This is a genomic window from Streptomyces sp. NPDC102279, from assembly GCF_044766365.1.
In the GTDB taxonomy this organism is placed as follows: domain Bacteria; phylum Actinomycetota; class Actinomycetes; order Streptomycetales; family Streptomycetaceae; genus Streptomyces.
Window position 1 is genome coordinate 257,694 of sequence record NZ_JBIWLU010000003.1, and the last position, 20,040, is coordinate 277,733.

Genomic DNA, 20,040 nt, shown 5'->3' on the forward strand with positions numbered 1-20,040 from the left:
GGCCGGGCAGCGGGCGCGGACGCACGCACCAAGCGCGCACGCATCACGCGCGCTTCGCGCGGCACACGTACGCGAGACAACCAGCGGGACAGAACCAGACGGGGCGGATGAACAGTGGCAGCGAGCACCGACCACGACGAGCGCGCCGCATCGGAAGCCGGATCCGCACCGGACGCTGAAGCGCCCGCGGACCGCCCCCGTATCGGATGGTTCGCGATGATCGTCAGCGTCTTCGGTGAACTGCTGATCACCACGGGCCTGGTGCTCGGACTCTTCGTCGTCTACTCGCTGTGGTGGACGAACGTCGTCGCCGACCGGGCGGCCCACCAGCAGGGCGACAAGGTGCGCGACAACTGGGCGCAGGGCAGAGGCCCCAGCGGTCCGGGCGCCCTCGACACCAAAGCCGGCATCGGCTTCCTGCACGTCCCGTCGATGAGGAACGGCGAGGTCCTCGTCGAGAAGGGCACGTCGACGACCATCCTCAACGACGGTGTCGCCGGCTACTACACGGACCCCGTCAAGTCGTCCCTCCCGACGACCGGCAAGGACGGCAACTTCACGCTCGCCGCCCACCGGGACGGCCACGGCGCCAAGTTCCACAACATCGACAAGGTCGAGAAGGGCGACGCGATCGTCTTCGAGACCAAGGACAAGTGGTACGTCTACAAGGTCTTCGGCACTCTCCCGGAGACCTCTAAGTACAACGTCCAAGTTCTCCAGACGGTCCCGAAGCAGTCCGGCAAGACGAAGCCCGGCCACTACATCACGCTGACCACGTGCACCCCGGTGTACACCTCCCGCTACCGCTACGTGGTCTGGGGCGAACTGGAGCGCGTCGACAAGGTCGACAACGCCCGGACGCCGCCGAAGGAACTGCGCTGAGTCCACGGGCACGTAGGACATGACGAAGGGGCCCGGTACTCCGAGGAGTACCGGGCCCCTGCCTGATGGCCTTGCCTGTTCAGCGGCTAGTTACCGCCGATGAACCCGCCACCGCCGTTGTCGTTCCCGCCGTTGTTGCCGCCGATGTTGACGGTCGTGAGCGTGACCGTCGTGTTGTCCGGACTGTCGACCGGACTGTTGCCGCCCGGGTCCTGACGGATCACCGTGGCGCCGTCGCTTCCGTCACTGCCCGGGGCGAACTGGACGTTGTTGAAGCCCGCCTGCTGCAGGATCTGCTTCGCCTCGTTGACCTTCTTGCCGACGACGCTCGGCACGGCCGACTGCTGCTTGGCCTTGCCGATCTGGATCTGCACCTTGGAGCCGGGGTCCGCCTTGTTGCCGGCGGTAGGTGTGATGGCGACGACCTTGCCGACCAGGTTCTGGTCGTCGGTCTCGACGTCGGTGCACTCGCCCACGAGGTTGCTGGCCGTCATCTGCGCCTTGGCCTGGTCGCAGTTCTTGCCGGAGACGTCGGGGACCGTGGACTGCTTCTTCTCCCGGGCTACGGTCAGAGTGATCGTCGAGCCCTTCTGCACCTCTTCGCCGAGCTCCGGATCCTGGGCCAGGACGGTGCCGGGCTTCTCCGTGGACTCCTTGGACTTCGTGTCGACCTGGAACTCGTACTTCTCGGCTTCGAGGATCTCCTTGGCCTTGTCCACGGTCTCGCCCGTGACGTTCGGAACCGCGACCTTCGGTGCTCCGGTGGACACGACCACGTCGATCGTGTCGCCCTTCTTCACCGTCGCCCCCACAGCCGGGTCCTGCGAGCAGACGTTGCCCTTCGGCTCCTTCTCACACGGCTTCCGTGTGGGGGAGAGCGTCAGATCGCGGTTGTCCGCCATCTTCTGGGCGTCCGCGTACTTCTGACTGACGAAGTTGGGCACCTCGAACGATTCGTCGCTGCCGGCTCCGTTGCCGCCGACCAGGTACTTACCGATCAGGATCGCGCCGATCAGCACCAGGACACCCGCGACGACCAGGAGGATCGTCGAGGTGTTGTTCTTGTTGCTCTTCTGGCGACGGCGGTCCGGGCGGTCGTCGTAGCCGTAACCGCCGTCGTCCGGGTTCATCGGCGGCAGCATCGACGTGGCCTGCGCGTCCGAGGAGCGCAGGGCCGTGGTCGCCTGGTCGTCGCCGTACCCGCCGTATCCGACGGAGCCCATGGCCGCGGAGGCCGCGACCGGCTGGCCGTCGAGGCAGGCCTCGATGTCGACGCGCATCTCGTCGGCCGACTGGTACCGGTAGTCGGGATCCTTGACGAGGGCCTTCAGCACGATCGCGTCCATCTCGGGCGTGATCTCGGGGTCGAAGACCGACGGGGCCTGCGGCTCCTCACGGACGTGCTGGTACGCGACGGCCACCGGGGAGTCACCCACGAAGGGCGGACGCACGGTCAGCAGCTCGTACAGCAGGCAGCCCGTGGAGTAGAGGTCCGAGCGGGCGTCGACCTGCTCGCCCTTCGCCTGCTCCGGGGAGAGGTACTGGGCGGTGCCGATCACCGCGGCCGTCTGCGTCATCGTCATACCGGAGTCGCCCATGGCGCGGGCGATGCCGAAGTCCATGACCTTGACCTGGCCGTTGCGCGTCAGCATGACGTTGGCCGGCTTGATGTCACGGTGGACGATGCCCGCGCGGTGCGAGTACTCCAGGGCCTGGAGGATGCCGATGGTCATCTCCATCGACCGCTCGGGCAACAGTCTGCGGCCGGAGTGCAGCAGCTCGCGCAGCGTGGACCCGTCGACGTACTCCATCACGATGTACGGGATGGAGGTGTTGTCGATGTAGTCCTCACCCGTGTCGTACACGGCGACGATCGCGGGATGGTTGAGCGAGGCGGCCGACTGGGCCTCCCGGCGGAACCGAGCCTGGAACGACGGGTCACGTGCGAGGTCAGCTCGCAGCGTCTTCACCGCCACCGTGCGCCCCAGCCGGGTGTCATGCGCGAGGTAGACCTCCGCCATGCCACCACGGCCGAGCACGTGGCTCAGCTCGTACCGGCCGCCGAGGCGACGCGGCTCTTCCATAGCTACCTACCAGCCCTCTCCGTCGGTCCCGACCGCACCTTTGTGTGGTCCGGCGGTGTGCTGTCCGGGCATACCGTACCCGGATCGCCTTGTGTGACCTGGCCAAGACCGTCACCCGTGACAGGACCGGTATCGCAACGTGCACCGATGTGAAGGGGACGTGATCGGGGTCACTTCTTGCTGTCGATGACTGCCTTCATCACGTCCCTCGCGATGGGAGCGGCGAGACCGCCACCGGAGATGTCGTCGCGGTTGGCGCTGCCGTCCTCGACGACCACGGCCACGGCCACCGGCGAGCTGTTGTCCGGGAGCTTCGCGTAGGAGATGAACCAGGCGTACGGCTTCTCGCTGTTGTCGACGCCGTGCTGGGCGGTACCCGTCTTGCCGCCGACCGTGTAACCGGGGATCGCGGCCTTGGTGCCGGTACCGGTCTTGATCACCGTCTCCATCATCGACTGGAGGACCTGGGCGTTCTTCTCGCTGAGCGGCTGGCTCAGCTTCTCGGGGTCCGTGTGCTCGATGACGTCGAGGTTGTGGGTGCTCAGCTCGCTGACCATGTACGGCTTCATCAGGGTGCCGTCGTTGGCGACCGCGGAGGCCACCATCGCCATCTGGAGCGGGGTGGCGGCGGTGTTGTACTGGCCGATCGAGGACAGCGCGGTCTGCGACTGGTTCATGCCGTCGGAGAAGACCGAGGCACTGGAGCGGACCGGCGTGAACTGCTCGGAGCCGAAGCCGAACTTCTTCGCCTCCTCCAGCATCTTGTCGTTGCCGAGATCCGAACCGACCTTGCCGAAGACCGTGTTGCAGGACACCCGGAGCGCGGTGCGCAGGGTGGCGTTCTTGCACGGCAGGTTGCCCTCGTTGGGCAGCTTGGTCGTGGTGCCCGGCATGGTCCACGGGTCCGGGGACTTCGTGTCGGTGTCCGCGTCGGGCACGAGCCCGTTCTCCAGCGCGGCCGCGGCGGTGACGACCTTGAAGGTCGAGCCCGGCGGGTAGGTCTCACGCAGCGCCCGGTTGAGCATCGGGTCGTCGGGGTTGTTCTTCTTCTGGAGGTCGTTCCACGCCTTGGAGTCGGTGGTCGTGGAGTTGCCCGCGAAGGTCGACGGGTCGTACGACGGCGTCGAGGCCAGCGCCAGGATCGCGCCCGTCTTGGGGTCGATGGCGGCGACGGCGCCCTTCTTGTCGCCGAGCCCCTCGAAGGCCGCCTTCTGCGCGGCGCCGTTGAGGGTCGTGACGACGTTGCCCCCCTGCTTCTTCTTGCCCGTGATCATGTCGAGCGTGTTCCGGAAGAAGAGCCGGTCGTCGTTGCCGGTGAGGATGCCGTCGTCGACCTTCTCGAGCTGGTTGGCGCCGAAGGCCTGCGAGGCGTAGCCCGTGATCGGGGCCCACATCGCGCCGTCCTTGTACGTGCGCTTGTACTCGTAGTCGCCCGTCTTGGACTTCACGTACCCCGTGATCGGGTTGCCGTCCACGATGATGTCGCCGCGCGGTGTGGCGTACCGCTCGATGTTCACGCGGCGGTTGGCCGTGTCCGTGCGCAGCTCGTCCGCCTGGACGTACTGGAGCCAGTTGTCGCGGATGAGCAGGGCGAGGACGAGCAGCCCGCAGAAGATCGCGATCCGGCGCAGGGGCTTGTTCACGGTCGGACCACCTGGGTCATCTCGGCGTCGGGGTTGGGGGCGGGCGCGGGGGCCGGCCTGCGCGCGGTGTCACTGATGCGGATCAGGATGCCGATGAGCGCCCAGTTGGCGATGACGGACGAACCGCCGTACGCGAGGAAGGGCATCGTCATACCGGTCAGCGGGATGAGGCCCATCACACCGCCGGCGACCACGAAGACCTGGAGCGCGAAGGCGCCGGAAAGGCCGATCGCGAGGAGCTTGCCGAACGGGTCACGCGCGGCGAGGGCCGTGCGGACGCCGCGCTCTACGATCAGGCCGTAGAGCACCAGGATCGCCATGATCCCGGCGAGGCCCATCTCCTCGCCGAACGTGGCGAGGATGAAGTCGGAGTTGGCGGCGAACCGGATCAGTTCGGAGTGGCCCTGCCCGAGGCCGGTGCCGAGGGTGCCGCCGGAGCCGAACGCCCACAGGGCCTGCATGGCCTGCTCGGAGTGGATTCCGGGAGCGCCAGACTGGCTGAGCTTGTACTCCCCCATAGGGTTGAGCCAGGCCTGGACACGCTGCTGGACGTGGGGTTCGAAGCTGGCCACGCCGACCGCGCCCGCCGCCGACATCAGCAGACCGAAGACGATCCAGCTGGTCCGCTCGGTGGCGACGTACAGCATGATGATGAACATTCCGAAGAACAGCAGCGACGTACCGAGGTCCGTCTCGAACACCAGAATCAGGATCGAGATGAACCAGACGACCAGGATCGGGCCGAGGTCGCGGCCGCGCGGCAGGTAGAGACCCATGAAGCGGCGGCTGGCCAGGGCGAGCGCGTCGCGCTTCACCATCAGATAGCCGGCGAAGAAGATCGCCAGGACGATCTTCGCGAACTCACCGGGCTGGATGGAGAAGCTGCCGACGTGAATCCAGATCTTGGCGCCGTAGATGTTGGCGCCGAGGCCGGGGACGAGCGGCAGGAGCAGCAGCACCAGGGCGCCGACCATGGAGATGTAGGTGTAGCGCTGCAGGACGCGGTGGTCCTTCAGGAACACCAGTACGACCACGAACAAGGCGATGCCGAGCGCGGTGTACATCAGCTGGCGGGGCGCCGCGGTGCCTGCCTGCTTGATCTGCTGGAGCAGCTTGGACTGGTCGAGGCGCCAGATGACGACCAGACCCAGCCCGTTCAGCAGCGTGGCCACCGGCAGCAGCAGCGGATCCGCGTACGGGGCGAACTTCCGTACGACGAGGTGGGCGACGGCGGCCAGCAGGCCGAGTCCCAGGCCGTAACTCAGCAGCCCTGCGGGCACCTGGTCGTCGATGGCGAGGCCCACGTTGGCGTAGGCGAACACCGGGATGACAACGGCGAACACCAGCAAGGCCAGTTCGGTGTTGCGTCGGCTCGGTGCGCCGATCGATCCGATCGTGGACGTGTGGTGCGTCGGCGTGTTCGTACTACTGCTCATCGTGTGACAGGGCCCCTCACGGCTTCTTACTGCTTACCGCACAGCGAGACCAGCTTCTGCTCCTCGTCGGAGAGGCTGGGGCCGGGTGTGGGAGTGGGTGCGGTCTTGGACGGGGAGGACGAAGGTGTCGGGCTCGGGGTGGACGTGGCCTTGGACGTCAGGGAGGTCTTTGTGGTTCCCGTGGTCCCACCGGCCTCGCCCTCACCGGTCTTCGCGTTGTTCTCGCTCTCTGCGGCGCGGCGCTGCGAGTCCTTCTTGCATGCGGAGGCCTGGACGGAGAGCTCGTCGACCTTGGAGCTGGCGTCGCCGAGCCCGCCTTCGGCGATGGTCTCCTTGACCTGCTTCTGCTGGTACGGCGGCAGGTACTTGAGTTCGATCTCGGGGTGATCCTTCTCCACCTTCGAGAGCGAGACCCAGGCGAGGTCCTGGCTGATGCCGCGGTACAGGGCCACGTGCTCGCCCTTGGTGCCGACGTAGTACTGCGTCTGCGTCCAGCGGTAACCGCCGTACAGGCCACCGCCGATGACGGCGAGCGCCAGGACGGTGTAGAAGGATCTCTTCAGCCACCTGCGGCCCTTGCGCGGCTTGACGAAGTCCTCGTCCGAGTAGTCGCCGAAGCCGCCCGTGGACACGTAACCGGTGGTGTCGCCGCTGCCGGGCGGGCCGAACTCGCCGCCACCGCCCTGTCCGGGGACCTGCCGGCCGAGGCTGGAGGCCCGTCCGGCGGGCGTCTGCATCGCGCCGTTGTCGTGGAGCTGGAGCTGGTTCTCGGCGACGGCGCCGACCACGACTGGGGTGTCGGAGAGCTGGGCGGCGAGGGTGTCGCCGGAGTCGATGTCGAGGACGTCGGCCACGATGACGGTGATGTTGTCCGGGCCGCCGCCGCGCAGCGCGAGCTGGATGAGCTCCTGGACCGTCTCCTGCGGGCCCTGGTAGCTGGCGAGAGTCTCTTCCATCGTCTGGTGGGAGACGACGCCGCTGAGGCCGTCGGAGCAGATCAAGTAGCGGTCGCCGGCGCGGACTTCGCGGATGGAGAGGTCCGGTTCGACGTGGTCGCCGCTGCCCAGCGCGCGCATCAGCAGGGAGCGCTGCGGGTGGGTGGTGGCCTCTTCCTCGGTGATGCGTCCCTCGTCGACGAGGCGCTGCACCCAGGTGTGGTCCTGCGTGATCTGCGTGAGCACGCCGTCGCGCAGCAGGTAGGCGCGGGAGTCGCCGACGTGGACGAGGCCGAGGCGCTGGCCCGTCCACAGCAGGGCGGTGAGCGTGGTGCCCATGCCCTCCAGCTGCGGGTCCTCCTCGACCATCAGCCGGAGCTGGTCGTTGGCGCGCTGCACGGCGGTGCCGAGCGAGGTGAGGATGTCGGAGCCGGGCACGTCGTCGTCGAGCGCGACGATGGTGGAGATCACCTCGGAGCTGGCGACCTCACCGGCGGCCTGGCCGCCCATCCCGTCGGCGATCGCGAGGAGCCGGGGACCGGCGTAGCCGGAGTCCTCGTTGCCCTCGCGGATCATGCCTTTGTGCGATCCGGCGGCGAAGCGCAGTGACAGACTCATGCGCACCTCGCCCGTCGGCTCCGGGTACATCCGCACGGTGCCCACCCTCCGGTCGGGAGCGCGCCGGCATCCACCACGTGGACCGCCGCCGCGTGCTCGCTCCGCTCGCGCTCATTCATGACGTGGCACTACTTCCGCAACTCGATGACTGTCTTGCCGATGCGGATCGGCGCGCCCAGCGGAACGGGCGTGGGGGTCGTCAGTCGGTTCCGGTCGAGATACGTGCCGTTGGTGGAGCCGAGATCCTCGACGATCCACTGGCCGTCCCGGTCCGGGTAGATCCTGGCATGCCGGCTCGACGCGTAGTCGTCGTCCAGCACGATGGTGCTGTCGTGCGCACGGCCCAGAGTGATGGTCTGCCCCTGGAGGGCGACTGTCGTGCCCGTGAGGGTGCCCTCCGAGACGACCAGCTTGGACGGGGCGCCACGACGCTGCCGGCCGCCGCCGCTGGGCGGCTGCTGCTGGCGCTGTTGCGGAGGCGCGGCCTGTCGCGCGGCCTGCTGAGGCCGTTGGGCCTCCCGGCGCGAGCCGCGCTGTGTGACGCGCGTTCCGAACAGGTCGCTGCGGATGACCTGCACGGCCACGATCACGAACAGCCACAGTACGGCCAGGAAACCCAGCCGCATGACCGTGAGGGTCAGCTCTGACATTGCCCCCGCTTCACCCTTCGGCTTGCCGGTAAATGATGGTGGTGCTGCCCACGACGATCCGCGAGCCGTCGCGGAGCGTAGCGCGGGTGGTGTGCTGCCCGTCCACCACGATGCCGTTGGTGGACCCGAGATCCTGGATCGTCGGGGGCGTTCCGGTCCGGATCTCACAGTGCCGGCGCGATACGCCGGGGTCGTCGATCCGCACGTCGGCTTCGGTGCTGCGGCCCAGCACCAGCGTCGAGCGGGAGATCTGATGGCGTGCGCCGTTGATCTCCACCCAGTGCCGCATGCGGGCTCCCGCCGCAGCAGCGGCCGGGGGCCGGGCAGCCGCGGGTGCCGCGCCCTGACGGCCGCCGGGCGGCGGCGCGGACGGCATGGGAGGAGCGGCCGCGGGCGGGTAGCCGTAGCCACCCTGAGCTGCGCGTGGTGCCGCCGGAGCGGGGCCCGCGGGGGCACGCTCCGGGGACTGCTGGTTGGCGGAGGAGGCGAGCGTACGGCTGCGCACCCGGTACAGACCGGTGTCGAGGTCGTCGGCCTTCTCCAGGTGGACCTTGATGGGTCCCATGAAGGTGTAGCGCTGCTGCTTGGCGTAGTCGCGGACCATGCCGGCGAGCTCGTCGCCCAGCTGGCCGGAGTACGGGCTGAGGCGCTCGAAGTCCGGCGTGCTCAGCTCGACGATGAAGTCGTTGGGGACGACGGTCCTGTCCCGGTTCCAGATCGTGGCGTTGTTGTCGCACTCGCGCTGCAGCGCTCCGGCGATCTCCACGGGCTGGACCTCGGACTTGAACACCTTGGCGAAGGTGCCGTTGACCAGACCTTCGAGACGCTGCTCGAACTTCTTCAGGACTCCCATGGGGCACCTCCTCCTGCGTAGCCGTCCTGGTACAGCTTGCTGTCGTCTACCTGATCCTGCTGGCGCTGCTGGTACTGCTTACTGATCGTATCCACGCGTCGGGAAATCGGCTGGTTCCCCCTGTCGGCCCGGTCGACAGGTTGTCGACGCCTTCGGAAGTCCCCTCCGCACGTTCCCTGAGAGGGCCCTCTTCGAACTCTTCCCGGCACTACTCCTGCCATGGATCGTAGAGGCGCCCCGCGACCAGTGTCCCGCACCTGACTGTGCGGCCCGTCCGGCTCCTGGGGAGATGGGCAGGACCGGTACGAGGTTGATACGTGAACCGGTTCGGTCTGAGACGTGTGGGGCGGAACGGTGTCCTTGTGACGGAGCCGGCCGGCTCAGGAGGCGAGGCCGCGAGGGGTACAGGCCGGGCGGCACACGGGCACCGGGGCCGGGGACGACGCACGCCGGGAGGTGGTCGGCGGGTGCCGGGGGCTGCGAAAAGGGATGTGAATCCACCCCGGACAGCGTGCTAATCTTCTGGATGTCGGCAGGCGCTCGCACCACTTGGTGGGAGACGGACGACACACTCAATGCGCGAGTGGCGGAATGGCAGACGCGCTGGATTCAGGTTCCAGTGCCCGAAAGGGCGTGGGGGTTCAACTCCCCCCTCGCGCACAGTTGAAAGCCCCGCAGGTCTTCGGACCTGCGGGGCTTTTGCGTTGTCCGCGTTAGCGCTCGCGACGGTCCAGGTTGGTATGTCGGCCGGAACCCTTGCGGATCCGGCCCGGAACCGGCCGATTGCCGCTACGGCGCGCGTGATGGTTCGTCACGGCCGGTCCGGCTCGTCACCCAGCCGGGAGCCCTGCTGTTCGCTCGGCAAGTGTGACGATGCTCTCAGCTGCCCGGTAATGGGCTTCCCTGTCATCGGTCCGTGAGCGGTTTTCCGGCGAAGTCCTGCGAAAAGCGGGCGGAGCCACCCGGAGAGCGCGCCGAGCCCCGCAGGGTGAGGGGCGTGGCCCTGCGGGGCTCTGTGTCGTCGCCTACGGGCGGGCGGCGGGATGCCGGCGGCCTGCCGTCCCAGCCGTGGGGTTACGCGGCGAGGCGCTGCGCGACGTCCTTCGCCTTGGCGGCCGCGTCCTGGAGGGCCTTGTCGCGGGACGCCTCGAAGAGGGGGACCAGCTCGGACATCGCCGGGTTGCTCGGCGCCATGGTGAGCTCCGGGACGATGAAGTCGAGGTCCATCTCGAGCATGTCGCGCAGCACGGCCTCCAGGTAGTTCTGCACGTACTCGAAGCCCGCGCGAGGGGTGCCCGGCGCGTACGAGCCGCCGCGGCTGGCGACCACGGTCACGGGGGTGCCCTTGATCTTCGACTCCTCGGCCATCGCCGTGCGGCCGATCAGCACCACGTTGTCGAGCCACGCCTTGAGGGTCGAGGGGATCGAGAAGTTGTACATCGGGGCGCCGATCAGGATCGCGTCCGCGTTCTCCATCTCCTCGATGAGCTTCACGCGCGCGGCGAAGGCCGCGGCCTGCTCGGGGCTGTGGGTGTCCGGGGCGACGAATCCGGCGGTGTGGGCCTCGGCGGTGATGTGCGGCACGGGCTCGGCGGCGAGGTCGCGGTAGATCACCGTGCCGTCGGGGTGCTGCTCCTGCCAGGCGGTGCGGAAGGCGTCCGTCACGGCCCGGGAGGCGGAGGCGCTGCCCGGGAAGACGGACGAGTCGATGTGAAGGAGGGTGGCCATGGGGATCTCCAAGGAGAGCGATGTGAACCGGTGGAGCCCGCCGGCCCGGGGAGGGCCGTGGGGCGGAGCCCGGGCGGGCTCTTGGTGCCGAGTCCGGTCGACCTGGGAGGACGGGCCCGGGCAGGGCTTCGGAAACGGATCCAGGGCAGGGCGGCGCATGGACGGCGACGCGACGCCCTGGAGGGCTTCTCATTCGTACCTAACTAGAGATAACACAGTTACTTACTTTTTTTCATCCCCTTGTGTGGACGCAGTACTCTGGAGGCATGGCAGAACCGGGAAGCCACGACGCGGGGCCGTGCCAGAAGGTCGACGACGGCATGACCCGTGTCTTCACGTTGCTCGGAAAGCGCTGGACGGGCCTGGTCGTCGCGGTTCTGCTGCAACATCCCGTCCACTTCGCCGAGTTGCGCAGAGCGATCCCCGGAATCAGCGAACGGATGCTCTCCGACCGGCTCACCGAACTCGCCGTGGCCGGCCTGGTCGTGCGCGAGGTCAGCGAGGGGCCTCCGCTGCGGGTTGCGTACCGCCTGACGGAGGCGGGGGCGGCACTGGAACCCGCGCTCAAGGAACTGGGTGCCTGGGCGGAGATGTATCTGCCGGGGAGCGGTCCCTGTCCGGGAGAGCTGCGGAAGTAGGCCGGGGCGGGGCGTGACCGACGTCTCCCGAGCCCGGTGCGGATGATCGGTCGGCCCGGGGGCCGGGCGGTCCGTGCCGGGTGCCGGCCGAGTTGTCCACAGGGTCTGACGCGTTTTCGCGACCGGCTGTACGGTCAGCACGAGTTGATGTTCGTGTGCGGGGGAGGCGGTCGTGATGACCGAGGTCGGTTCAGCGGGGGCGGAGCAGCAGGCGGTCGCGGCCGTGCCGGACGGGCGGTCCGAGGTCGTCCGAGCCGCGGAGTTCGAGCGGCAGGACGGCGGTGGCCGGGCGGAGCGTCCCGTCTCCGATGTGAAGCCGGGGGAGCCCGCGGAGCGTGTGAGCGGACTGTCCCCGATCGCGAGTGCGCCTCTGCCCAAGGTGGTCTCCCTGTCCGAGCGCCGACCGGCTGCGGCGGGCTTCGGGAGCCGGGGATTCGGTGTCCCGGGCTTCGCCGCCTGGCCGGTGCAGGGGTCGCCCAAGGCGGAGGGGAAGGCTCTGCGCGGGCGGGTGCCGCGCTCCGCACACGCCGAGCTGACGTCGGACGCCGACCGGCCCCACGCCGTCTCCGCGGTCGAGGAGTCCAATCGCGGCCGGCTCTCCGGTCTCACCCCGATACGGGTCGGCAGAATGGCCGCCACCCCCTTCGCGTTCCTGCGGGGTTCCGCGGGCCTCATGGCCTACGACCTCGCCCGCACCCCCATGACCGGCATCAGCGCCCAGATCTGCGGTGACGCCCACGCGGCGAACTTCGGTCTGTACGGCGACGCGCGCGGCGGCCTCGTCATCGATCTGAACGACTTCGACGAGACGGTGTACGGCCCCTGGGAGTGGGACCTCAAGCGGCTGGCCACCTCTCTCGTGCTGGCCGGCCGGGAGGCTGGAGCGGACGAGGACACCTGCCGTGCCGCCGCGTACGACACCGTGGGCGCGTACCGCCGCACCATGCGCCTGCTGGCCAAGCTGCCGGTGCTGAACGCCTGGAACGCCATCGCCGACGAGGAACTCGTCTCCCACGCCGACGCCCACGATCTGCTCGGCACCCTGGAACGGGTCTCCGAGAAGGCGCGGGCCAACACCAGCGGGCGGTTCGCCGCCCGGTCGACGGAGGCGGTGGAGGGCGGCGGCCGCAGGTTCGTGGACGCGCCGCCCGTGCTGCGACGGGTGCCCGACGCGGAGGCGGCCGCGGTCGCCGCGTCGCTGGAGCACTATCTGACGACGCTCTCGGAGGACCGCCTCCCCCTGCTCGCGCGCTACGCCGTGCACGACGTCGCCTTCCGCGTCGTCGGCACGGGCAGCGTCGGCACCCGCTCGTACGTCGTGCTGCTGCTCGACCATCGCGGCGAGGCGCTCGTCCTCCAGGTGAAGGAGGCCCGTGCCTCGGCGCTCCTGCCCCACCTGGCGACGGCCGGGCACCGGATGCCCGAGGTGGCGCACGAGGGCCGCAGGGTCGTCCTCGGCCAGAAACGGATGCAGGTGGTCAGCGACATCCTGCTCGGCTGGACCTCGGTCGACGGTCTCCCCTTCCAGGTGCGCCAGTTCCGCAACCGCAAGGGCAGCGTCGACCCCGCCGCCCTCGCCGCGGACCAGATGGACGACTACGGCCGCATGACCGGCGCCCTGCTGGCCCGCGCCCACAGTCACAGCGTCGATCCCCGTCTGATCTCCGGCTACTGCGGAAAGAAGGAGGAGCTGGACGAGGCCGTCGCCTCCTTCGCCGTCGCCTACGCGGACCGCACGGAGGCGGACCACGCGGCTCTGGTCGAGGCCATCAGAACCGGCCGGATCGCCTCCGAACCAGGCGTCTGACCCGATGGACGCGTCGGTGGTCCCGGTGATGGTGGCGCCGTCGGGATGATCGGGGCGGTTGGGGTCTTTGGGGCCGTTGTGGCCGGTCAGGTGGGTGGAGAGGTGGGGAAGACCGTGAGCCGCGGGGGAGCGTGGCCTAGGCTGGTCGGGTGACGACCCCGGAAGCCGATCAGAGCCAGTCCGAGCCCACCATCGAGGGGGGCCGGGAACAGTCCGGTGCTCCGGCGGCCGAGACGCACCAGGCCACCCCCGGCGAGGGCGGTGGTCGCTCGGACGCCCAGGCCACGCAGGGCACGGAGGCCTCCCCGGCTGCCGGGAACCCCGCCGCGAGCGAGGCCGATGGTGAGGCCGGGTCTGGGGGTGACGCGACGGCCGAGGTCCCGAGCGAGGACGCTCGGCCCGAGGCGCGGCTCGAACGGGCCGTGCGGGCCGCCGAGCAGGCGTTGATCGAGTTCGAGATCGCCGTGGAGACCTTCCGCGTCGAGGTCGACAACTTCTCCCGGCTGCACCACCAGAAGCTCGGTCCGATGTACTCCCGGCTCGACGAACTGGACGCCGACATCGCCGAGGCGCGCGCCGCGCGCACCGGCGACGCGGAGGATCTGCGCAAGGCGCAGGAGGCACGGGCGCGGGTCATGCCCATGCCCGGCGTCGAGGAGCTGTTGCACGGCTGGATGGACTCGGACGGCCTGTTCCCCGAGGCCGTCGCGATGCTCACGGAGCAGCCCGTGCGGCCCCCGCAGCGGGTGCGTCCCAGCGAGGAGGCCCGCAAGTTCTTCCGTGAGCTGGTCCGCAAGGCGCACCCCGACCTCGCGCAGGACGAGGACGAGCGCAAGCGCCGGGACGAGTTCATCTCCCGTGTGAACGCCGCGTACGCGCGGGGGGACGAGAAGCTGCTGCGGGAGCTGGCGGAGGAGTGGGCCGCCGGACCCGCGCCCCAGGAGTGGAAGCCGAGCCGCAGCGAGGAGCTGTACGCCCGCCTCGAATGGCTCGCCCAGCGCAAGGAGATGCTCACCTTCGTCGCGCGCGAACTGGAGGAGAGCGCCATCGGCGCCATGCTCAAGATGGCTCCGGAGGACCCGGACCAGCTGCTCGAGGAGATCGCCGAACAGCTGCTGACGCAGGTCGGTGAGCGGGAGACCGAGCTGGCGGAGCTGATCGGCCAGACTCCCTGAGTCTCCGGCCCGGCGAGGCTCCCCGGGCCGTGTCGTCGGCGCGGTCGGGTAGCGTCGGAGGCATGAGTTTCGGAGCTGGTGTGCCCACCGTCGGGGTCGACAATCTCACCGTCGATGACTTCCTGCTGGACGTCCGTGAGGACGACGAGTGGGAGGCAGGTCATGCCGAGGGGGCGCTGCACATCCCCATGAGCGAATTCGTGGCCCGGTACGGCGAATTGACCGAGGCGGCGCCGCAGGACGGCCGGGTCAACGTGATCTGCCGCTCCGGCGGACGTTCGGCCCAGGTCACGCAGTACCTCGTCCAGCAGGGCATCGACGCGGTGAACGTCGACGGCGGCATGCACACCTGGGAGGCCACGGGCCGCCCCGTGGTGAACGACAAGGGCGAGTCCGGCTTCGTGCTGTAGCTGTAGCTGTCGGAGTGCCCTTACCGGTTCCGTGCTGCGGCCGTGGGCGGTCGGCCTCGTGCTGCGGCCCGGAATCGGGTCCCCGCCGAGGCCTGTGCCGCAGCCCGGCGGATGTGCGCGTCAGGTCGGTGGATGTGCCGGCCGTCAGCCCAGTGGATGCGCCGCCAGCAGATCGCCCAGGGCTTCCTCATGCGCAGCCGCCGGTCCCAGGGACAGTTCCAGGTGCTTGGCCCAGGCGTGATAGCGGTGGAGGGAGTAGTCGGTGTCGGCGCCGAATCCGCCGTGCAGGTGCTGGGCGGTCTGCACGACCCTGCGGACCCCCTCGGACGCCCAGATCTTGGCGACGGCCACGTCACCGGAGGTCGGGAGCGCGCCGCCGGCCCCTGTGCTGATCCGCCAGGCGGCCTGCCAGAGGGTGGCCTCCATCGCCCGCAGGTCGATGAAGCGGTCGGCGGCCTGCACGGCGACCGCCTGGAACGTGGCGACCGGGAACCCGAACTGCTCGCGCTTGCCGGTGTATTCACTCGTCATCCGGAGCACCGCCTCGCCGAGGCCCAGCGCCTGGGCGCAGGTTCCGGTGGCCAGCAGCTCGCGCAGCCACTCCCAGGCGCCCTCCGCGTCGATGACATCCCGTGAGGCGACCCGCGCGGAGTCCAGGCGCAGCTGGCCGAGCCGCTCGCCGGTCGTGGAGATCTGCTCGGCGAGTACGGCACCTTCGAGATCACGGGGGACCAGCGCGAGGAGGGTCCGGTCCGTGTCGGTGTGCGCGGGGACGACGATGATGTCGGCGCCGTAGGCCCAGGGGACGGCCGTCTGCGTGCCGTCCAGCACCCAGGCGTCACCGTCCCGCCGTGCGGTCACGGCCCGTTCGGCCGGTTCGTGTCCGGTCCTGCCACTGGCGGCGACGGTCAGCACGAGCTCGCCCCGGCCCGCCCGCGCGAGCAGATCGGCCTTCGACTCGGGCCCGCCGTACCGCTGTACGGCCAGGGCAGCCGCGCTGCTCTCCAGCAGCGGAACCCGCGCCAGCACCTTCGCGGACTCCCGCAGCACCAGGCACAGGGCGACCGCGTCGAGGCCCGCCCCGCCGTACTCCTCGTCGAGCAGCAGGCTCAGCAGGTCCGCGTCGGCGAGCTTCGCCCACACCTGCCGGTCGAAGTCCGCGGCGACGGCGCCCGCGGTGAGGGCGGGACTGGGGACCCCGTCCGGAGCGACCCCGGCGAACACCGCTCGCGCCGCCTCGACCGCCGCCTGCTGCTCCTCGGTGAAGGTGAAGTCCACGATCCCGTCCTCCCGCACGCGCCGGACCACCGACCAGACAGAGCGCCTGATCTGACGGAGCGTCAAGATAGAACAGGTTCTACGAGAAGGGAACGGTCGGGGGTGGACACGCCTCACTGCAGTTCGGTGTTCGGTGTTCGGTGGGCGGCGGCCGGTGATCGCCGGTCACCGATCGCCCGCGTCCGACGTCGCGATCACCCGCCAGGGGGCGTCACCGTCACCGGAGGGGCCGGCCCCGAGGGCCGGTCCCACAGGCTCAGCGGTCGAAGTCCAACTCCACCTGTTCCGTGGACGGGTGGGACTGGCAGGCCAGGACATAGCCGGCCTCCGTTTCCTCCGGTTCCAGGGCGAAGTTGCGGTCCATCCGCACCTCGCCCGAGACCAGGAAGGCGCGGCAGGTGCCGCACACGCCGCCCTTGCAGGCGTAAGGAGCGTCCGGCCGGTTGCGCAGCACGGTGTCCAGCAGGGACTCGCCGTCCTGGACGGGCCATGTTCCGCCGCGTCCGTCGAGCCGTGCCGTCACCGTGCTGTGCGCGGGCGCGGGTATGACCGAGACGGTCGCCGTGCCGGCGTCCACATGGAAGATCTCCTGGTGGATGCGCCCCCGGGACACCCCCAGTCCGCGCAGCGCCTGCTCGGCGCCCTCCACGAGGCCCATGGGCCCGCACAGGAACCATCCCGCGACCTGGTCCACCGGGAGCATCGCGGGGAGCAGGTGGGTCAGCCGCTCCTGGTCGAGCCGTCCGGACGGGAGTCCGGCCTGCTGCTCCTCCCGGGAGAGGACCGTCACGAGCTGGAACCGCTGGGGATAGCGGTCCTTGAGGTCCGCGACCTCCTCCAGGAACATCGTCGACGCCGAGGTGCGGTCGCTGCGGATCAGGCAGAACCCGGCGTCCGGGCGACGGGCGAGGAGAGTGGAGACGATCGACAGCACCGGGGTGATCCCGCTGCCGCCCACCACCGCCGCGTAGAGACCGGCCGACGGCTCCAGCGTGAAGCGCCCCGCCGGAGTCATCACCTCGATCTCGTCCCCCACGGCGATCTCCTTGAGCGCGTGGGTCGAGAACACCCCGCCGTCGACCAGGCGCACGCCGACACGCAGGATGCGCGGTGCCTCGCCGTCGGGCGCGGGCGCCGGTGAGCAGATCGAGTAGGTGCGCCGGATCTCCGTACCGTCGAGCGTGCGGCGCAGGGCGAGATGCTGTCCGGCCGCGTGCCGGAAGTCCTCGCGCAGGTCGGCGGGCACCGCGAAGGTCAGGGCCACGGAGTCGTCGGTGATCCGGTCGACCGCGGCCACCGGGAGCGGGTGGAAGCGGGCCATCACAACTCCTTGAAGTGGTCGAACGGTTCGCGGCACGACAGGCAGCGGCGCAGCGCCTTGCACGCGGTGGACGAGAAACGGCTGAGCAGCTCGGTCTCGGCCGAGCCGCAGGTCGGGCAGAGGATGGGCTCCAGCTCCGGTGCTTCGGCTCCTGCTTCGGCGACTGTGCGGGTGGTGCCCAGGGAGAGCGTCACGGGTCCCGCGGGGCGGCCGCCCCGGGGCGGCGCGATCCCGAACTCCCGCAGCTTGCGGCGCCCTTCGTCGGAGATGTCGTCGGTGGACCAGGCGGGACTGAGCACGGTGCGCACGGACACGTCCCGTATCCCGCGCTCGTGCAGCACCCGCTCGATGTCCGTGGACATGGCCTCGACGGCCGGGCAGCCCGTGTACGTCGGGGTCAGTTCGACCTCGACCGAGTCCGCACCGCGGACGTGCACCGCGCGGACCACGCCCAGCTCGTCCAGCGTGAGGACGGGAAGCTCGGGGTCGGGCACGGAGCCGGCCAGCCGGCGCAGCTCCTCCTCCAGGGCGGTGGCCGTCACCATGACGCCCCCGGGTGGCTGCGGTGCAGGTGCTGCATCTCGGCGAGCATCCGCCCGAAGGACTCGGAGTGCACTCCCTGACGTCCGGCGCCCGCGGTCCAGGCCCCGGACTGCGGTCCGTCGGGGACGGAGAGGGTGGCGCGGCGCAGGACGTCCCTCACGGACTCCAGCCAGGCGGCCCGCATGGCCTCCCAGTCGACGCCGACGCCCTCGACGGGCTGGAACATCTCGCCGGTGAACCGCCACAGCGCCCGGCAGGCCCGGTCCATCCGCTCATGGCTGACGTCCGTGCCGTCGCCGAGGCGCAGCGTCCACTGCTCGGCGTGGTCCTGGTGGTAGGCGACCTCCTTGACCGCCTTCGCGGCGAGGGGCGCGAACTCTCCGTCCCCGGAGGCGAGCTGGGCGTAGAGGAGCCGCTGGTAGGTGGAGAAGTAGAGCTGGCGGGCGATCGTGTGGGCGAAGTCGCCGTTCGGCTGCTCGACCAGCTGGAGGTTGCGGAAGGCGCGTTCCTCGCGGAGATACGCCAGCTCGTCCTCGTCGCCGGCGAGGGACAGCAGCACCCGGGCCTGGCCGAGCAGGTCCAGCGCGATGTTGGCCAGGGCGACTTCCTCTTCGAGGACGGGTGCGTGGCCCGCCCACTCCCCCAGGCGGTGCGAGAGCACCAGGGCGTCGTCGCCGAGGGCCAGGGCGGCCGTGGTGTTCACGGTGGTCGTCACAGGTGCTTCACCCCTTCCGGGATCTCGTAGAACGTCGGGTGGCGGTAGGGCTTGTCCGCGGAGGGCTCGAAGAACGGGTCCTTCTCGTCGGGCGAGGAGGCCGTGACGGCCGCGGACGGGACGACCCAGATCGAGACTCCCTCTCCGCGGCGCGTGTACAGGTCGCGTGCGTTGCGCAGCGCCAGCTGGGCGTCCGGCGCGTGCAGGCTGCCGGCGTGCGTGTGCGAGAGCCCGCGGCGCGAGCGCACGAAGACCTCCCACAGGGGCCAGTCGGTGTTCGTCATGCTCGGGTCGCTCCTGTCTCACCGGCCGTGCTCGCGGCGCCGCCGGTTCCGCTCGTGTGCTTCTTCGCGTACGCCGTGGCCGCCTCCCGGACCCAGGCGCCTTCCTCGTGGGCGGTCCGGCGCTGGGAGATCCGCTGTTCGTTGCAGGGGCCGTTGCCCTTGAGGACCTCGCGGAACTCCGTCCAGTCGATGGCGCCGAAGTCGTGCTGTCCGCGCTCCTCGTTCCAGACGAGGTCCGGGTCGGGCAGGGTCAGGCCGAGGGACGCGGCCTGCGGTACGCAGATGTCGACGAAACGCTGGCGCAGCTCGTCGTTCGAGTGGCGTTTGATCTTCCAGGCCATCGACTGCGCGGAGTGCGAGGACTCGTCGTCGGGCGGGCCGAACATCATCAGGGAGGGCCACCACCAGCGGTCCACCGCGTCCTGCGCCATCGCGTGCTGCTCGGCGGTGCCCCGGCTGAGGGCCAGCAGCAGCTCGTACCCCTGGCGCTGGTGGAAGGACTCCTCCTTGCACACGCGGACCATGGCGCGCGCGTACGGGCCGTAGGAGCAGCGGCACAGGGGGACCTGGTTGGTGATCGCGGCGCCGTCCACCAGCCAGCCGACGGCGCCGACGTCGGCCCAGGTCAGCGTCGGGTAGTTGAAGATCGACGAGTACTTCTGGCGGCCGGAGTGGAGCTTGTCCAGCAGCTCGTCGCGGCTCGTGCCGAGGGTCTCCGCGGCGCTGTAGAGATACAGGCCGTGGCCCGCCTCGTCCTGGACCTTCGCCATCAGGATCGCCTTGCGGCGCAGCGAGGGCGCGCGCGTGATCCAGTTGGCCTCGGGCTGCATGCCGATGATCTCGGAGTGCGCGTGCTGCGCGATCTGGCGGACCAGGGTCGACCGATAGGCGTCGGGCATCCAGTCGCGGGGCTCGATGCGGTCGTCCGCCGCCACCGCGGCGTCGAAGACCGCCTCGTACGCCGCTGTGCCGGCCGCCTCCTCGGCGGCTTGGCCCGCCTGTGTGCGGGCCGTGTGGTGCGCTGCTGCCGTCGCCATGCG

At 69.9% G+C, this 20,040-nt stretch carries 18 protein-coding genes and 1 tRNA gene; 6 read left to right on the top strand and 13 right to left on the bottom strand.

Annotated elements, in window-relative coordinates; genetic code table 11:
- Positions 1-114 precede the first annotated feature (114 nt).
- Complete coding sequence (locus ACIRQH_RS07960) at positions 115-882, top strand: class E sortase (protein ID WP_388868337.1); 768 nt, start codon at positions 115-117, stop codon at positions 880-882.
- An 86-nt stretch (positions 883-968) separates the two neighbouring features.
- On the opposite strand, the gene pknB is transcribed toward ACIRQH_RS07960, so the two are convergent.
- The 6 genes from pknB to ACIRQH_RS07990 form a co-directional block, all read right to left on the bottom strand.
- Positions 969-2,966 (bottom strand): Stk1 family PASTA domain-containing Ser/Thr kinase, encoded by a 1,998-nt coding sequence (gene pknB / locus ACIRQH_RS07965; protein ID WP_404224726.1) that lies wholly within the window; start codon positions 2,964-2,966, stop codon positions 969-971.
- A gap of 170 nt (positions 2,967-3,136) precedes the next feature.
- Complete coding sequence (locus ACIRQH_RS07970; RefSeq protein ID WP_358816861.1) at positions 3,137-4,609, bottom strand: penicillin-binding transpeptidase domain-containing protein; 1,473 nt, start codon at positions 4,607-4,609, stop codon at positions 3,137-3,139.
- Positions 4,606-6,045 carry an FtsW/RodA/SpoVE family cell cycle protein gene (locus tag ACIRQH_RS07975; protein WP_358816862.1) on the bottom strand — a complete coding sequence of 480 codons (1,440 nt, stop codon included), beginning with the start codon at positions 6,043-6,045 and terminating at the stop codon, positions 4,606-4,608. The genes ACIRQH_RS07970 and ACIRQH_RS07975 overlap by 4 nt, the downstream gene beginning before the upstream one ends.
- A 26-nt stretch (positions 6,046-6,071) precedes the next feature.
- The gene (locus ACIRQH_RS07980) at positions 6,072-7,628 is read right to left on the bottom strand and encodes a Stp1/IreP family PP2C-type Ser/Thr phosphatase (RefSeq protein ID WP_388930209.1); all 1,557 of its coding nucleotides are present in this window, start codon (positions 7,626-7,628) and stop codon (positions 6,072-6,074) included.
- Between the two features lie 98 nt (positions 7,629-7,726).
- Entirely contained in the window at positions 7,727-8,248 is a 522-nt protein-coding gene (locus ACIRQH_RS07985; RefSeq protein WP_358816864.1) for an FHA domain-containing protein, read from the bottom strand.
- A gap of 10 nt (positions 8,249-8,258) precedes the next feature.
- Entirely contained in the window at positions 8,259-9,101 is an 843-nt protein-coding gene (locus tag ACIRQH_RS07990) for a DUF3662 and FHA domain-containing protein (protein WP_358816865.1), read from the bottom strand.
- 577 nt (positions 9,102-9,678) lie between these two features.
- On the opposite strand from ACIRQH_RS07990, the gene ACIRQH_RS07995 reads away from it, so the two are divergent.
- Positions 9,679-9,761, top strand: a tRNA-Leu gene (locus ACIRQH_RS07995).
- A 414-nt stretch (positions 9,762-10,175) separates the two neighbouring features.
- Here the strand turns inward: ACIRQH_RS07995 and ACIRQH_RS08000 are convergent.
- On the bottom strand, positions 10,176-10,829 hold the full coding sequence (locus ACIRQH_RS08000) for an FMN-dependent NADH-azoreductase (protein WP_404224728.1): 654 nt from the start codon (positions 10,827-10,829) through the stop codon (positions 10,176-10,178).
- 266 nt (positions 10,830-11,095) lie between these two features.
- Here ACIRQH_RS08000 and ACIRQH_RS08005 point away from each other — a divergent pair, with 266 nt between their 5' ends.
- From ACIRQH_RS08005 to ACIRQH_RS08020, 4 genes are all read left to right on the top strand, one after another.
- Positions 11,096-11,467: a helix-turn-helix domain-containing protein gene (locus ACIRQH_RS08005; RefSeq protein ID WP_358816867.1), complete on the top strand. Its 372-nt coding sequence runs from the start codon at positions 11,096-11,098 to the stop codon at positions 11,465-11,467.
- A gap of 175 nt (positions 11,468-11,642) precedes the next feature.
- Positions 11,643-13,274: a DUF2252 domain-containing protein gene (locus ACIRQH_RS08010; RefSeq protein ID WP_404224730.1), complete on the top strand. Its 1,632-nt coding sequence runs from the start codon at positions 11,643-11,645 to the stop codon at positions 13,272-13,274.
- Positions 13,275-13,423: 149 nt separating this feature from the next.
- Positions 13,424-14,449, top strand: a complete 1,026-nt coding sequence (locus ACIRQH_RS08015; protein WP_404224732.1) for a hypothetical protein — start codon at positions 13,424-13,426, stop codon at positions 14,447-14,449.
- A 62-nt stretch (positions 14,450-14,511) separates the two neighbouring features.
- A complete protein-coding gene (locus tag ACIRQH_RS08020) occupies positions 14,512-14,859 on the top strand; it encodes a rhodanese-like domain-containing protein (RefSeq protein WP_388868358.1) in 348 nt (115 codons plus the stop codon).
- A gap of 144 nt (positions 14,860-15,003) precedes the next feature.
- Here ACIRQH_RS08020 and ACIRQH_RS08025 read toward each other — a convergent pair whose 3' ends face one another.
- The 6 genes from ACIRQH_RS08025 to paaA form a co-directional block, all read right to left on the bottom strand.
- The gene (locus ACIRQH_RS08025) at positions 15,004-16,137 is read right to left on the bottom strand and encodes an acyl-CoA dehydrogenase family protein (protein ID WP_404224734.1); all 1,134 of its coding nucleotides are present in this window, start codon (positions 16,135-16,137) and stop codon (positions 15,004-15,006) included.
- 256 nt (positions 16,138-16,393) lie between these two features.
- Positions 16,394-17,458, bottom strand: coding sequence for a 2Fe-2S iron-sulfur cluster-binding protein (locus ACIRQH_RS08030; RefSeq protein WP_388930101.1), 1,065 nt, complete (start codon positions 17,456-17,458; stop codon positions 16,394-16,396).
- A complete protein-coding gene (gene paaD / locus ACIRQH_RS08035) occupies positions 17,458-18,003 on the bottom strand; it encodes a 1,2-phenylacetyl-CoA epoxidase subunit PaaD (protein ID WP_358816873.1) in 546 nt (181 codons plus the stop codon). Before paaD ends, ACIRQH_RS08030 begins: the two co-directional genes overlap by 1 nt.
- Positions 17,997-18,716 carry a 1,2-phenylacetyl-CoA epoxidase subunit PaaC gene (gene paaC, locus ACIRQH_RS08040; RefSeq protein ID WP_388930102.1) on the bottom strand — a complete coding sequence of 240 codons (720 nt, stop codon included), beginning with the start codon at positions 18,714-18,716 and terminating at the stop codon, positions 17,997-17,999. Before paaC ends, paaD begins: the two co-directional genes overlap by 7 nt.
- Complete coding sequence (gene paaB, locus ACIRQH_RS08045) at positions 18,713-19,000, bottom strand: 1,2-phenylacetyl-CoA epoxidase subunit PaaB (RefSeq protein ID WP_358816875.1); 288 nt, start codon at positions 18,998-19,000, stop codon at positions 18,713-18,715. The genes paaC and paaB overlap by 4 nt, the downstream gene beginning before the upstream one ends.
- The gene (paaA, locus tag ACIRQH_RS08050) at positions 18,997-20,037 is read right to left on the bottom strand and encodes a 1,2-phenylacetyl-CoA epoxidase subunit PaaA (protein WP_404224737.1); all 1,041 of its coding nucleotides are present in this window, start codon (positions 20,035-20,037) and stop codon (positions 18,997-18,999) included. Before paaA ends, paaB begins: the two co-directional genes overlap by 4 nt.
- Between the last annotated feature and the right edge of the window lie 3 nt (positions 20,038-20,040).